The sequence below is a fragment of the Polaribacter filamentus genome, assembly GCF_002943715.1.
Classification (GTDB): domain Bacteria; phylum Bacteroidota; class Bacteroidia; order Flavobacteriales; family Flavobacteriaceae; genus Polaribacter; species Polaribacter filamentus.
On the sequence record NZ_MQUA01000013.1, the window covers coordinates 3,131,129 to 3,146,322 of the forward strand.

The 15,194-nt window shown below is 31.2% G+C and carries 16 protein-coding genes; 8 read left to right on the forward strand and 8 right to left on the reverse strand.

Translation table 11 applies throughout. The annotated features are described in order from the left end of the window. Positions 1-20: 20 nt before the first annotated feature. The gene (locus BST83_RS16370) at positions 21-992 is read right to left on the reverse strand and encodes a polyprenyl synthetase family protein (protein WP_104810701.1); all 972 of its coding nucleotides are present in this window, start codon (positions 990-992) and stop codon (positions 21-23) included. A 127-nt stretch (positions 993-1,119) separates the two neighbouring features. Between BST83_RS16370 and BST83_RS16375 the strand changes: the two genes are divergently transcribed. The 5 genes from BST83_RS16375 (at position 1,120) to BST83_RS16395 (ending at position 8,388) form a co-directional block, all read left to right on the forward strand. Beyond that, complete coding sequence (locus BST83_RS16375; RefSeq protein WP_104810702.1) at positions 1,120-1,725, forward strand: TetR/AcrR family transcriptional regulator; 606 nt, start codon at positions 1,120-1,122, stop codon at positions 1,723-1,725. Further along, the gene (locus BST83_RS16380) at positions 1,726-3,132 is read left to right on the forward strand and encodes a TolC family protein (protein ID WP_104810703.1); all 1,407 of its coding nucleotides are present in this window, start codon (positions 1,726-1,728) and stop codon (positions 3,130-3,132) included. Between the two features lie 11 nt (positions 3,133-3,143). Then, positions 3,144-4,316 carry an efflux RND transporter periplasmic adaptor subunit gene (locus tag BST83_RS16385; protein WP_104810704.1) on the forward strand — a complete coding sequence of 391 codons (1,173 nt, stop codon included), beginning with the start codon at positions 3,144-3,146 and terminating at the stop codon, positions 4,314-4,316. Between the two features lie 8 nt (positions 4,317-4,324). Next, positions 4,325-7,840, forward strand: a complete 3,516-nt coding sequence (locus BST83_RS16390; RefSeq protein ID WP_104810705.1) for an efflux RND transporter permease subunit — start codon at positions 4,325-4,327, stop codon at positions 7,838-7,840. 71 nt (positions 7,841-7,911) lie between these two features. Then, positions 7,912-8,388, forward strand: coding sequence for a regulatory protein RecX (locus BST83_RS16395; protein ID WP_104810706.1), 477 nt, complete (start codon positions 7,912-7,914; stop codon positions 8,386-8,388). Between the two features lie 74 nt (positions 8,389-8,462). Here BST83_RS16395 and BST83_RS16400 read toward each other — a convergent pair whose 3' ends face one another. After that, on the reverse strand, positions 8,463-9,083 hold the full coding sequence (locus BST83_RS16400) for a hypothetical protein (RefSeq protein ID WP_104810707.1): 621 nt from the start codon (positions 9,081-9,083) through the stop codon (positions 8,463-8,465). Between the two features lie 130 nt (positions 9,084-9,213). Here BST83_RS16400 and BST83_RS16405 point away from each other — a divergent pair, with 130 nt between their 5' ends. The 3 genes from BST83_RS16405 to BST83_RS16415 all read left to right on the forward strand — a co-directional run bounded on the left by BST83_RS16405 (position 9,214) and on the right by BST83_RS16415 (position 11,337). Beyond that, positions 9,214-9,810: a thioredoxin family protein gene (locus tag BST83_RS16405; RefSeq protein ID WP_104810708.1), complete on the forward strand. Its 597-nt coding sequence runs from the start codon at positions 9,214-9,216 to the stop codon at positions 9,808-9,810. Between the two features lie 105 nt (positions 9,811-9,915). Further along, positions 9,916-10,398, forward strand: coding sequence for an ABC transporter ATPase (locus BST83_RS16410; RefSeq protein WP_104810709.1), 483 nt, complete (start codon positions 9,916-9,918; stop codon positions 10,396-10,398). Between the two features lie 6 nt (positions 10,399-10,404). Then, positions 10,405-11,337 carry an ABC transporter ATP-binding protein gene (locus BST83_RS16415; protein WP_104810710.1) on the forward strand — a complete coding sequence of 311 codons (933 nt, stop codon included), beginning with the start codon at positions 10,405-10,407 and terminating at the stop codon, positions 11,335-11,337. Here BST83_RS16415 and BST83_RS16420 read toward each other — a convergent pair. The 6 genes from BST83_RS16420 to BST83_RS16445 all read right to left on the reverse strand — a co-directional run bounded on the left by BST83_RS16420 (position 11,321) and on the right by BST83_RS16445 (position 15,158). Then, on the reverse strand, positions 11,321-11,770 hold the full coding sequence (locus BST83_RS16420; protein WP_104810711.1) for a 3-oxoacyl-ACP synthase: 450 nt from the start codon (positions 11,768-11,770) through the stop codon (positions 11,321-11,323). The genes BST83_RS16415 and BST83_RS16420 overlap by 17 nt on opposite strands. Continuing rightward, entirely contained in the window at positions 11,770-12,324 is a 555-nt protein-coding gene (locus tag BST83_RS16425; protein WP_104810712.1) for a 4'-phosphopantetheinyl transferase family protein, read from the reverse strand. Before BST83_RS16425 ends, BST83_RS16420 begins: the two co-directional genes overlap by 1 nt. Then, a complete protein-coding gene (locus BST83_RS16430; protein WP_104810922.1) occupies positions 12,324-12,575 on the reverse strand; it encodes an acyl carrier protein in 252 nt (83 codons plus the stop codon). Before BST83_RS16430 ends, BST83_RS16425 begins: the two co-directional genes overlap by 1 nt. A gap of 1 nt (position 12,576) precedes the next feature. Further along, a complete protein-coding gene (locus BST83_RS16435) occupies positions 12,577-13,851 on the reverse strand; it encodes a beta-ketoacyl-[acyl-carrier-protein] synthase family protein (protein WP_104810713.1) in 1,275 nt (424 codons plus the stop codon). Between the two features lie 70 nt (positions 13,852-13,921). Continuing rightward, positions 13,922-14,362, reverse strand: a complete 441-nt coding sequence (locus BST83_RS16440; RefSeq protein ID WP_104810714.1) for a 3-hydroxyacyl-ACP dehydratase FabZ family protein — start codon at positions 14,360-14,362, stop codon at positions 13,922-13,924. 1 nt (position 14,363) lies between these two features. Beyond that, entirely contained in the window at positions 14,364-15,158 is a 795-nt protein-coding gene (locus BST83_RS16445) for an SDR family oxidoreductase (protein WP_104810715.1), read from the reverse strand. Between the last annotated feature and the right edge of the window lie 36 nt (positions 15,159-15,194).

The window sequence follows — 15,194 nt, forward strand, 5'->3', positions numbered from 1 at the left end:
CAAATAAAATTAAAGAATAATTAAACCGTTCTATTCATTAACCATAAACCAAAAGTTTTTAAATTATCTTTATTCGCATCTGTAATATCCATTTTTGTTAAGGTATCAAATGCTTTTTCTGTATAATTTTCTATTTCGTTTTTCATTAAAACAGGAATGTCATTTAAATCAAAAATTCTAGTTACTTCTGCTATTTTTATTGAATTGTCGTCTAATTTTCGTTTGTAAAAATGCTTTAACTTCTTTTGATCTGCATCACTAGAAACCTCTAAACATTTTAAATATAAAAAAGTTTTTTTATTTACGATGATATCACCTCCAACTTGTTTCCCAAAGGTTTCTGGATCTCCAAAAGTGTCTAAATAATCGTCTTGTAACTGAAAAGCTAAACCTAAATTTAATCCGAAATCATAAATTAAATTGGCATTTTCTTCATTTGTTTCTGCAACAATTGCACCCATTTTTAATGCAGCAGCAACTAAAACGGATGTTTTTAAACAAATCATATGTATATATTCGTTAATAGTAACATCATCTCTAGTTTCAAAGTCAACATCTAATTGCTGACCATCACAAACTTCTAAAGCTGTTTTACTAAATAACTTTGCCAATTTCTGGAAAATAACAGGCTCATAATTTTCAAAATATTGATACGCTAAAATTAACATTGCGTCTCCAGAAAGTATGCCTGTATTGATGTTCCATTTTTCATGAACGGTAACTTTACCTCTTCTTAGAGGCGCATCATCCATAATATCGTCGTGTATGAGCGTAAAATTATGAAAAACTTCAACCGCCAATGCTGCTGGCATTGCTCTTTTATAATCCGAAGAAAAAATGTCTGCAGCCATTAATGTTAACACAGGACGTATTCTTTTACCTCCTAGTTGTAGGATGTAATCTATTGGTTCATACAAGTTTTTAGGCTCATGTATCCAATTTTTAGATTTTAAATATTGTAAGAATTCTTGCTGATAGTGTATAATGTTCAAACCTATAATTTTTTGTAAAAATAATGTAAAGAAATTCTTCTTTTTAATCTAAATGTTAAAAAAACATTAAAACTTTGGAAACTATTTTTGTATCTAAAGTTTCCGTTTGTATATTTGCACTCGAATTATGAAAGATGAAATTTTAGAAAAATCGAACGAACTCTTCTTAAACCTAGGTTTTAAAAGTGTTACTATGGATGAAATTGCTAGTGCTTTAGGGGTTTCTAAAAAAACACTTTACAAGTATTTTAACAATAAAACCGCCTTGGTAAGTGCTGTTACAGACTATATGTTTGATACTATTTGTTGCAGTATTGATGCTATTTGTGAAGAAAAAATGAATCCTATTGATGAAATGTTTCACATTAAACGTGTTGTAATGAGTCATTTGAAGGATGAAAAATCTTCCCCTTTTTATCAGCTTCAAAAATATTATCCTAGAATTTATGCAACTTTAACACAGAAACAATTTCATGTAATGCAAGAAACTATTCAGGATAATTTAAAAAGAGGTGTCGAATCTGGATTGTTTAGAACCACAATCGACATCGATTTTATCAGCAGAATTTATTTTAGTGGCATGTTAGGTATTAAAGATCCACAATTATTTCCGTTAATAAAATATTCTATGAACACTTTAATGAGTATCTATTTAGAATATCACATCAGAGGAATATCAACAGAAAAAGGTTTGCAACAATTAGAACAACAATTAAAAAATAATCAACTATAAATGAAGAAGTATATATACATAATTTCTTTTTTTGCTTTTACAATATCCATAGAAGCACAAGAAAAAACGATGGAACTTTCTCTAAAACAAGCAATAAATTATGCGTTAGAGAATAGTTACAATACAAAAGCAGCTAGAAACGACATAAAGTCTGCGAACGAAACGGTCTGGGAAACAACCGCTATTGGTTTACCTCAAATTAACGGAAAAGTAGATTATCAGAATTTTTTAAAGCAACCTGTTTCTTTATTACCCGCCGCTGCTTTTGATAATAGAGAATCGGTTGTTCAAACGGTTGAAGATTTTTTTGATATCACTAGAGAAAGTAGTCCAAATGCGCCAGACGGCTTTATACCTGTAGTTTTTGGTACAAAGCAAAACATTAATGCTTCTGTAACCTTAACACAATTATTATTTGATGGTTCTTATTTAGTGGGGTTACAAGCTTCTAAAACTTTTTTAAAGATCTCTAAACAAGCGGAAGAAAAAACAGAATTACTTACTAGAGAAGCAGTAATAAATGCATATGGCAATGTGTTAGTTACAGAAAATAGCATCGCGATTTTAGAAAGTAATATTAAAATTCTTCAAAAAAACTATAACGATGCAAAAAAAATCTATGAAAATGGATTGAACGAAGAAGAGGATGTTGAGCAGCTAGAAATTACCTTAGGAAGTTTAAAAAATCAACTAAATAGTGTGGTAAGAATGAAAAAAATCGCTTATCAAATGTTGAATCTATCGCTAGGTAATTCTATCAATACTGGTCTAATTTTAACAGATACTTTAGATTCATTAGTAATGAGTAATTTAGAACTTGATTTAGTTTCTGAGGATTTTAATGTGAGTAATCATATCGATTTTAGAATTTCGGAAAACGATAGAGAAACAAAACGTTTAATGATGAGGTTAGAACAGAGCAAAACGTTACCAAGTTTAAGCGCATTTGTGAATTACGGGAGTCAGGGTTTTTCTGATTCTTTCTCATTCTTCAACGGCAGTCAGCAATGGTTTGATTCTTCGCTTTTAGGTGTAAGTTTAAATGTACCCATATTTAGTAGTTTTAGCAGAAAATCTAAAACGGCTCAAGCAAAAATAGCTTTAGAAAACGCAGATGTACGTTTAGAGGAAACCAAACAGCGTTTAAATTTATTAGCAGAAAAAGGAAAAAGCGATTATAAGTTAAGCATTGAAAATTACAATACGGCTCAAAAAAATCTTGGTTTATCAGAAAGAATAGAGAAAAAACAACGTATCAAATTTTTTGAAGGAATTTCCTCAAGTTTTGATTTATTAATAGCGCAGAATCAATTATACACACAACAACAGAATTACATACAATCGATGTTAGATGTAATTTCTAAAAAAGCAGCATTAGAAAACGCATTAAACCTACCAATTAAATAACTAAAATTATTATGAAAAACATATATATATTACTAGTAACTGCACTTATTTTAAACGCTTGCGGAAATAAAAAGGAAATTTCTATAGATGAAATTATAGCTACGGATGATGTAACCCAAATTAATTCAAAAAAACTAGAAATTGATGCAAAACTACAGCTATTAGATAATGATTTAAAAAAGTTAAATGAAAAGTTAGACGCTTTAAATAAAGATAAAAATACGCCATTAATTACCACGCTAACTATTAAAGAAGCAGTTTTTAAACACTCTATAGAGTTACAAGGAAATGTACAAACGAAGCAAAATATTTTAGTGTATCCAGAAATGCCTGGTATTTTAAAAAGTGTTTTTGTTAAAGAAGGCGATAAAGTAAGCAAAGGTCAAATTTTAGCGACTATTGATGATGGCGGAATGTCTCAACAATTAGCACAATTAGAGGCGAATGCACAATTAGCAAAAACCACTTACGAGCGTCAAAAAAGATTATGGGAACAAAAAATTGGATCTGAAATTCAGTTTTTACAAACACAAACAGCCTTTGAAGCGCAAGCGAGTGCTGTAAATCAATTAAAGAGTCAGTTATCAAAATCTACAATTAGAGCACCTTTTGCCGGAATTATAGATGCAATTTTTAAAGAAAGAGGTACTGTTGTTGCACCAGGACAAGGAGCAGAAATTTTTAGAATTGTAAATCTTTCGAATATGTATATAGAAACTGAGGTTCCAGAAACATACATTGGCAGCATCACAGAAGGAAAGTTTGTAGAAGTAAGTTTCCCTGTTCTGGGAGAAACTTTAAATTCTAAAATAAGACAAGTTAGTAATTATATCAACCCAAGTAATCGATCTTTTAAAATAGAGATTGATGTACCAAATTTAAAAGGAACAATAAAACCAAACTTAACCGCAAAATTAAAATTAAACGATTACACAAATGAAAATGCCATTTTAATTCTGCAAAGTATTATCTCAGAAAACTCAAAAGGCGAACAGTTTATCTATATAATTAAAGACAAAAAAGAGAACAACGAAGCAATTGCAGAACGATTGATTATAGAAACAGGAAAAACCCAAGGAGACTTTATTGAAGTAATAAAAAATCTTACTGCAGATACAGAAATAATTTTAGAAGGCGCTAGAAGTGTGAATAACGGGCAAGTTGTAAAAGTGATAAATAAATAGAAGAAAAGATGTCTAAAAAAACCAAAAAAATAGAGAAAGAATTTAAACTTTCTGCTTGGGCAATAAATAATAAAACGACTATTTATGTTTTAATGTTTCTGATTCTTTATTTAGGAATTTCGGCATATTTTTCAATGCCTAGAGAAAATTTTCCCGAGATAAATGAAACCAAAATTTATATAAGTTCTGTATACCCTGGAAACACTGCAGAAGATATAGAGAAACTAATTACAAATCCTTTAGAAGATAAATTAAAGTCGGTAAGTAATGTTGTAAAAATAACCTCAACTTCTCAAGAAGATTACTCGATTATTACCGTAGAATTTGATGAGCAAATTGATCCGAATAAAGCAAAACAGAAAGTAAAAGACGAAATAGATCAAGAAACAGCGGGCGAAGATTGGCCAACATTTAATGGTGCAAAAGTAACACCTAATGTTTTTGAATTAAGCATGTCCGAAGAGGTTCCTATTCTAAATATTAATATTTCTGGAAATTACCCAGTTGCTAAATTAAAAGAATTCGGAGAATATTTACAAGACAAAATTGAAGATTTAACAGAAATTAAAAAAGTAGATATTCGTGGTGCGCAAGACAAAGAGGTTGAAGTTGCCGTAGATATTTACAAAATGATGGCTTCAAAAGTTAGTTTTGATGATATTACAAATGCTATTAATCGCGGAAATGTAACCATGTCTGCGGGTAACTTTATTACAAGCAAACAAAGAAGAACCATTAGAATTATTGGTGAAATTGACAAACCATCTGATTTAGGAGATTTTGTAATTAAATCAGAAAATGATAATCCTATTTACTTAAAAGATGTTGCAGAAATAAACTTTAAAGACAAAGACAAAACAACGTACGCTAGAGAAAACGGCGCTCCTGTTGTAATGTTAGATGTTAAAAAAAGGTCTGGAGAAAACATGGTTGCTGCAGCAGACAAAATAGGTGTACTTGTAAAAAATGCAAAAACAGGTACTTTTCCCCAAGATTTAGAAGTTACCATAACCAACGATCAATCTCCAAAAACCATTGGTCAAGTAGATGATTTGGTAAATAATATTATTTTCGGAGTTATTTTAGTAGTGATCGTTCTAATGTTTTTCCTCGGATTTAAAAATGCCGTTTTTGTGGGTTTTGCAATTCCGATGTCTATGTTTATGTCTTTAATGATATTAGGCGCAATGGGCTACACGTTAAACACAATGGTTCTTTTTGGGCTAATTATGGGACTTGGGATGCTCGTAGATAACGGAATTGTAGTTGTTGAAAATGTATATCGTTTAATGGATGAAGAAGGAATGAGCAGAAAAGAAGCTGCTAAAAAAGGAATTAGTGAAATTGCTTTTCCTATTATCATTTCTACAGCTACCACAGTTGCAGCTTTTATTCCATTAGGGCTTTGGCCAGGAATTATGGGACAATTTATGGTGATTTTACCTATTACATTATCCATCGTTTTAGGTTCCTCTTTATTCGTAGCAATTTTCTTCAACTCAGTGCTGGTCTCTCAATTTATGAGCATAGAAGATAAAGACATGCCTATAAAAAACATCATACGATTAACAAGTATTATGGGTGTTGTAGGTTTACTGATTTTCTTTTTTGGCGGCGCTTACAATGCTTTAGGAACCTTAATTATTTTCACAGCAATTATGTTGTGGGTGTATCGATTGGTTTTAAGAAAAGCCGCAAATTACTTCCAAAAAAACACATTAGTTTGGTTAGAAAATTGGTACGAAAGGCAATTAAAAAGTGCACTTACTGGTTGGAGGCCTTATATTTTAGTTACCGTGACTTTTGCGACACTGATAGCAGCATTTGCTGCGTTTGGTTGGTCTTTAAAAGAACAAAGAACGAAAGTTGAATTTTTTCCAGACAACAAACCGAATCAAATAATTGTGTATATCGAATATCCTGAGGGAACAGATATTGAGAAAACAAATCAAATTACATCGGAAATTGAACAAAAAGTATATACAGTTCTAAATCAAGATACATATACTGTCGGCGATTATAATTACATGGTAGAGAGTACGGTTTCTCAAGTTGGTGAAGGTGCAGGAAATCCGCAAACGGATGGAGGTTCATCCGCAGAAATGCCACACAGAGGGAAAATCACGGCTTCTATGCGCGAGTATAAGTACAGAAAAGGAAAAGATAGCGAGCTTTTACGACAAAAAGTACAAGCAGCTTTGGTTGGTATTTATCCTGGAGTTTTAATTTCTGTTGAAAAAGATGTAAATGGCCCACCAGCTGGATCACCAATTAACATCGAATTAACGGGAGAAGATTATGAAGAATTGATTTTTACTGCAGAAAGAATGCGCGATTATTTAAACACGCAAAGTATTTCTGGTATTGATGAATTAAAAATAGATGTTAACAAATCGAAACCAGGAATGCAAGTTCTGGTTGATCGTAAAAAAGCGGGTGAATTAGGCGTTACAACAGGTCAAGTTGGGCAACAATTAAGAGCTTCTCTTTTTGGAAATAAAGCAGGAATTTATAAAAAAGACGGTGAAGATTATGATATTTACGTCCGTTTTAACAAAGAGGATCGATATAATAAAAGTGCTATTTTTAATCAGAAAATAACATTTAGAGATCAAGCTTCTGGTAAAATTAAAGAAATACCCGTTTCTGCAGTCGCTTCTCAAAGTAATAGCTCTGGTTTTAGCGCCATAAAACATAAAGATGTAAAAAGAGTGGTAACCGTATATTCTGCGCTTTCTCCTGGAGAGACGGATGCTGGAGCGGTAGTTGCTAGAATTCAGAATTCGATGAAGAATTTTAAAGACTTACATAAAGGAATTGAAATTGATTATACCGGTCAAATTGAAGAACAAAATAAGCAAATGACGTTTTTAGTTGGTGCTTTTTTTACTGGATTACTATTGATTTTCTTTATTTTGATTTTCCAATTTAACTCGGTTTCTAAACCCGGAATTATTATGTTGGCAATCTTTTTAAGTTTTATTGGGGTTTTTGGCGGATTAGTAATTTCTGGCGCTCCTTTTGTTATTATGATGACGATGGTTGGTATTATATCACTGGCCGGAATTGTAGTAAATAACGGGGTTGTTTTATTAGATTATGCCGAGTTATTAATTAACAGAAGAAAACAGCAAGATGGTGTTTCCGAAGAAAATTATTTACCTTTAGATGTGTTATTTGAAACTATTGTACAAGCTGGTAAAGCCCGTTTAAGACCTGTTTTGTTAACTGCAATTACTACTATTTTAGGATTAATTCCGCTGGCAATTGGTTTAAACATTAACTTCTTTACCTTGTTTAGTGAGTTTGATGCAAATATTTATATGGGTGGAGACAATGTTGTTTTTTGGGGGCCGCTGGCAAAAACAGTTATTTATGGTTTGCTTATTGCAACCTTTCTAACATTAATTGTAGTTCCTATTTTATTCTTTTTAGTTACCAAGTTTAAAATGAGAATTAAAGGACTGTTAAAAGCGGATAGTCAAGCTGCCAAAATGGAAAGTCAGATTCAAGAAATAGGATAAAAAACTTTAATTTTAGAGATAAAGAGGATGAAGTCGTGATGATTTCATCCTCTTTTTGTATTTTCGAAATAATGTTTGAAAAGAAGAAATCGTACACCGTAAATGAAATAAAACACAAAATAGAAAACTATTGCGTGTATCAAGATCGTTGCCATAAAGAAGTTGAGCAAAAAATGCGCGATTTTCAATTAATTCCTGAAGCTAGAGAACTCATTCTTTTAAGTTTGATGAAAGACAACTTTTTAAACGAAGAACGTTTTTCTAAAAGTTATGCTCGCGGTAAATTCAGAATTAAAAGCTGGGGAAAACAGCGAATTGTTAGAGAGTTAAAATTTAGAGATATTTCTGCTTACAATATTAAAACTGCGCTTAAAGAAATTGATGAAGAAAAGTATTTAAAAACGATTTATAGAATTACAGAAAACAGAAACGACGTGATTTCTGAACCTAATATTTACAAAAGAAAGAAAAAACTCATTGATTTTTTAATGCGTAAAGGCTTTGAAAACGACCTGATTTATAAAACTGTAAATGAGGTGGTTTCTTGACATTTTGGTCAGATAAACTTCCGTTAATACCTTACAAAAATTATCTAAAGATTTCTATATTGCATTTATAAAAGTTACTGCTTAGCTTTCTTTAAGAAATTTTTATTGGGTATTTTGTTCTCCTTCAATTTAGTATTGATTGATTTTCTAGAAACACTATCAATTTTTGTAGAATCTAATCCTATATAATCGATATCTAAATCAATATCGTCTTCAAAGCCTTTTTTTAATAAAATTGAATTTACTTTAGAGTTAACAGCAGAAAATGCATTCATAATTTTATCTGTTTGCATCGTAACCTCTTCGGATTTAATCGAAGGAATAAATGTCATATCTGACAAACGCAACGTTTCATTCTGTAAAATATTTACTCTTGTATTAAAAGAAGCATTCTCAAATAATGGCGCTTTTATGCCATCTTTTAAAGATTTCACTAGTTCTTTTAATTCTAAAGCATTGCTTAAGATTTCGTTTGGTGATGCTTTTTTAAACCTTGATAAAAAGTTATCAACCGCTTTTAATTCCTCCCAATCTTCTATATCTTTTATAAAAAGTGGATTCACTTTTTCTGCAACATTATAATTTTTAACCACACGTAAGAGTGATTTTATTTCTTGCTTTTGCACTAGCTCCACTTTCTTTTTATCACAAGAAAAGAAAATAACAAAAACCAAAAAGAATAAACTATTTTTCAAATTTTAAGAATTGATCTGTAAAAATAAGCATTTTTATATTTATCTTTTGTTAAAGTATATGAAACAATAAAATAGTGTAAGTTTCGACACATTTAAGCGTCTAAAGTTTGGAATTTAAGTTTTATCAATTATGAAAAATACCTTAGAAAACAATCTAAAAAACAGCATTTCTTATCAAGAATATATAGACCTCGTTAAAAAACTATTAGCTGAACATAAATCAACAGGACCCAATCAATCCGAAGATCTAACAAATTACAGTTTGTTGAATTCAACAAGAATGAAGCGACTAGACAAAACCATTAAAATTTCTGATGAAACTACTGCAGAAATTCAAAAAATAAAGGAGCCAACAACGTGGTTAGTGCTTACAGAAGGTTGGTGTGGTGATGCCGCTCAAAATTTACCTGTAATCAATAAAATGGCAGATTTAAATGATAACATTACATTAAAAATAGTTTTGCGCGATGAAAACCTAGATTTAATGGATTTATTTTTAACAAACGGAGGAAGAGCAATTCCAAAATTAATCGCCTTAGATAAAGATAACAATCTATTAGATACTTGGGGTCCTAGGCCAGCCGTAGCCACAAAAATGGTTGCGGATTACAAAACCAAACACGGTGTTTTAGATGCTCAATTAAAAGAAGATTTGCAAGTTTGGTATAACAAAGACAAAGGTAAAAGTACACAGGACGACTTTATAAAATTATTGCAAAAAAATTAAAAGGATACATCTTAAACTTTTAGAGGATACTTTGTAAAAACTGCAAATTTGAATTTTAAGTTTGCGGTTTTTCTTTGCGTATATTTGCAGGATAAAATATAAGTTATGTTTGTAGATTATAATACAATTTCAGAAGATGCTAAAGTTTGGGTTTATCCTTCAAGTAGAAAATTTTATCCAACGGAAATTGAAGAAGTTGAACAAAAAATTAAAACATTCGTAGAAAACTGGAAAGCTGATGACGAAAATTTTAAAGCCTCTTATCAATTTTTATACCATAGATTTATCATTTTTGTGGCTGATGTTTCTGAAACTACCGTAACAAATGCCGATATTGATGCTTCTGTTTCCTTTATTTTAGAACTTCAAGAAACGTACAAAATTGAACTTTTAGACAAAATGAATGCTTGCTTTAAACAAGGCGAATTTGTACAATATAAAGAACTAAAAGACTTCAAAAAGCTAGTTAAAAACAAGGCTGTAACAGGAAAAACAATCATTTTTGATAACTTGATAAACAACAAAGAAGATCTAGAAAATTTTTGGGAAATTAGCATAGAAAATAGCTGGTATAATCGATTTTTATAAAACTGTATGCTGCAAGTAAACAACATTACTTTTGGATATTCTAAAAAGAAAATTGTTTTAAACAGTTTTAACTTCACTTTAAATGAAGGGGAACACCTTTGTGTAATGGGTGAAAGTGGTTGTGGAAAATCTACCCTTTTAAAAGCCATTTATGGTTTAGTTAACTTAAAAAATGGAACAATTTTTTGGAAGGAAAATAAGGTTTTAGGACCTAAATTTCATTTAGTTCCGGGAATGGATTTTTTTAAATATGTTGCGCAAGATTTTGATTTAATGCCATACACCTCTGTATCTGAAAATATTAAAAAATTCTTGTCGCGCTTTTATCCTGAAGAAAGTGAAAAACGTACACAAGAATTATTGGACGTGATTGAAATGAAACCTTTTGCCAACACAAAAGTTAAAAATTTAAGTGGTGGTCAAAAACAACGCGTTGCCATTGCACGAGCTTTAGCGAATGAGCCAGAATTACTGTTGCTAGATGAACCTTTTAGCCAAATAGACAACTTTAAAAAAAACGCTCTTAGAAGAAATTTATTTACCTATTTAAAAGAAAAAAACATAGCTTGTATTGTTGCTACGCACGATAAAAATGATGCACTTTCTTTTGCTGATCAATTAATTGTAATTAGAAATAATAAAATTCTAGTAAAAGATGCGCCAAAAGAGATTTATAAAAACCCAAAAGAAAAATATGTTGCTGCTTTGTTTGACGATGTAAATGAAATTACTATTCATGGTAAAAATGTTTTATTATATCCTCACCACATAAAAGTCGTAGAAAAATCTAACTTGCCTGCAATAGTTTTGAACACTTATTTTAAAGGTTCCTATTGGCTGATTGAAGCAGAATTTGAAAATCAAAATATATTTTTTAACAATCCTGTAGCGTTACAAAAGGGAGAAACTATCGCACTTTCTTTTATAGAATCTGTTTAATTTTTATTTTATTTTCGTTAAAAGAAAACTCTTTATTTTCATTGCTTCCTAGTAATAGTTTCCCAATTGGAGAGGATACGGAAATCGCAAAAAAATCATCTCCACCAAATGTTAGCTTACCTGCAGAAATACTTAAAAAGTAATTGGTTGTATCTGTAAAAATGACGCTTCCTAAATGAGCAATTTTTAAAGTTTTAGTAGTATTAATTTTTGATAAAATTTCTTTCATTTCTTGAATTCCAGCAAATTGCTGACTCGCTTTTTCCATTTCTAATTGCAACATCGCTCTGCCAGTTTCGTGTTTATCTCCAGCAGAACTCTTAGTTTCAGAATGCAATGCTTTTTGGTTGGATGAAATAATTTCCTCAACCGTTTGTGCACGTTTATTTACAAACGCTTCACATTGTTTAAAAAGTTCTTGTTTGATATTCATTAGGTATTTAAAAAAGCAAATCCACCATAATTTCCATGATGAGAAGTTGAAACAGCAACTGGTAATTTTATTTCTTGCTGATATAAAAATGGAACTTGAAATTCATTTTTTTGAACAACAACATCTTCAGCAAAATAAGACAACATTTGCTGGTTTGTAGTTTTGGTTTGAAAAGCTTTTTTTTCTATAAAAAAAGACTCTGAAACCATTTTACTTATTTTATTTTTTACAGCAAAACTGTGGATATAGTTTTCTGATATTACGTATTTTATGTAATAAAAAGAATTTTCTACTTCTACTATCCCCTCTGATTCAGAAAATATTTTACACCTAAATTTTTTAGGTGCGAAAAAACGTTTTTGAAACTCTTGCACAAAGCATTTATAAGCAGCTTCTTTCATAGTCCAGAACAACCAAACTTGCAAAAAAGGATTTTCTGAATTTAAAATAATTTTTTGTTCTTCCGCTGTAAATTGTTTTTCTAAAAATCCTTTTCGCTGCCAATTACTTTGGGTTTTCGCTACCTCTAAATCAACAATATCATTACCAATCATTATGCTGATAATTTTTCTTCAATAATTTGCATCGCTGCTTTTACAGAAAGCATTTTCTCCATAGAATCGTTGTCAATTTCTATGTTAAACTCATCTTCTACATCTAAAATAACATCTACTAAATTGGCAGAATTTATTTTTAAATCATTGATAAAATCTGTTTCTTCCGTTAAGTTTTTAAAAGCTTCCTCATCTTGGATGTATGGTTTTACAATCACTTTTAACTTTATAATTAATTCTTCTTTTGTCATTTTATTGAATATATTTTTTAAAGATAACACATGCATTTACATCACCAAAACCAAAACTTGCTTTTGCTACAATATTTATATTTTTTTCAATCATTTTAGTCGGAATTTTATCCGAAGAAATCAATGCTACTATTTCTGGATGAATGTCTTCACAATTAATATTCGGAAAAACAAACTGTTCTTTAATTTGCAACACAGAAGCTACAGATTCTATCGCACCAGCTGCAGCCAAACAATGCCCAACCATAGATTTTAAGGAGTTTATATAAGGAAAATCAGCTCCTTTTCTCTGTAAAGCATTCGTCCAGTTTTCTATTTCTAAACCATCTTTTGATGTGGCTGTTAAATGTCCGTTTATTACATCAATTTCTGATGCTACAATTTCTGAATCTAGCAATGCATCTGTAATGCATTTTTGAACTGCTTCTGGATTGGGTGCAGTTAATGTTCCGCTATTTCTTTGTCCGCCAGAATTGACATTCCCTCCCAAAACCTCTGCATAAATGGTTGCGTTTCTTGCTAAAGCACTCTCTAAAGATTCTAAAACCAAGGCCCCTGATCCACTTCCAGGTACAAATCCTGATGCTGTTTCGCTCATCGGTCTAGAACCTTTTTCTGGTGTTTCATTGTGTTTATAAGTCATTACTCGCATCGCATCAAAACCACCCCAAGTATATAAACTACTATCGCTAGAACTACCCACTAACATTCGTTTTGCTTTCCCGTTTTTAATGCGTTCAAAACCTACTAAAAGTGCTTCTGTACCAGTTGTACAAGCAGATGAATTTGTCGTTACTTGATTACCAAAACCTAAAATTCCACCTAAATATGCAGAAATTCCGCTTGCCATCGTTTGCACTACAGAAGTACTTCCTAATCGTCTTACCTTTTGTTCATCAATCAAGTAAATGGATTCTCTAAATTTCTCAATTCCTGAAGTTCCTGTTCCGAAAATTAAACCTGAATCGTAGTCTAAATTTGAGTTTTCATCCACAGAAAAACCAGCATCTTTCCAAGCGTCAATTCCTGCCATGCAACCATATAAAATAGAGGTACTATTAAACCCTCTGAGTTGCAAAGGTGTTAAATATGCTAACTTTTTTTCTTCGGAAACTTCTGGAATTCCGCCAATACAGCAAGAAAAACCTTTGTCTTGTAATTCTTGATGAAAAGTAATTCCTGATGTTCCTGTTTTTAGGGCTTTTGTAAACGCTTCTAGGCCTACTCCGTTTGGTGCGACAACCCCTAAACCTGTAATTACGACTCTGTTTTTCAAATTTTAATACGTTTTAATCTGTTCTCGATACAATCCCGCCCAAAAGCGGAATCACTCGAACTGACAATTTTTATTTAGCGATAATCATTCCAGAAATAGTTCCTCTACAGACCAATTCGCCCTTTATATTGTACATTTTTACAGCACATTTTAATTTGTTAAATCTAAAATATTCTTTTTCTGAAACAACTCTTACTTTTTCATTCGGATACACAGGTAAAAAGAAATCGACTTGATTGGAAGTTAAGGCTATTTGAGGTTTTTTTTTTGATGAAATATCCTCTTTTAACAAATAAATACCCAAACAAACCAAGCCAATTTGCGCCATCGTTTCCGTTAAAATCACACCTGGCGTTATTGGATTTTCTTTAAAATGACCTTTGTAAAAAAACTCACTTTCACTAAATGTATATGTGCCTGAAACGCCATTTTCTGAAACTTCTAAAAGTTCATCCACAAACAAAAAAGGTTTGCTATAGGGTAAATATTGTATGATATTTTTTGTATCCATTCTAATTTAAACTTTCGCCACCATCAACTTTAATAATCGTTCCGTTAATCCACGAAGCTTCATCTTTATTCAATAAATAAACCACGTTTGCCACATCTTCCGGAATAGTTAATTTACCAAACGGATTTCTTTTTAAAGTATGATTTTTGATACTTTCACTATCTGGAATCATATTCAAAGAAGCGGTATTTGTAACGCCAGCCTGAATACAATTTGATCTAATTCCCAAGGGCGCAAACTCTAAAGCAATGTTTCTGGAGATTGCTTCTAAGGTAACTTTTGCCGCAGAAACTGCTGCGTAATTTTTCCAAGGTTTTGTGTTTCCTTCACTTGTAAAACCGATAATTCTTGCGTCATCAGCAAATAATTTTTTATCAAAAATTGCCTGAAACCAATCATACAGACTAATTGCCATTGCATTGATTGTGATTTGAAAATCGTCGTTTTGTAATCTTTGAAGATTATCAGAAATCATCGGTTTTAAATTGCCTTTTGCAATAGAATGCACCAAGGTTTTCACTTTGCCATTTAAGCCTAATTTCTCTTTTATTTCCGATAAAACATTTTCTCTTTTTTCTGAATTCAAAGCGTCTACATTAAAAGAAGTAAATGCTATATTTTCTTCCCTAATTTCATCAAAATGTTTTTCAATTTCTTGAATTTGGGCTCTCGAATTTCTATGAACAACACAAATATTCATGCCGTGCTTCGCCAACTTTTTTGCTGTTGCCAAACCTAATCCGCTAGAACCTCCTAAAATAATTGCCCAATAATTTTTATCTTGAAACTCTCTCATTCTTTATTTATTTCACTTCGACAAACTAAGTGTAAC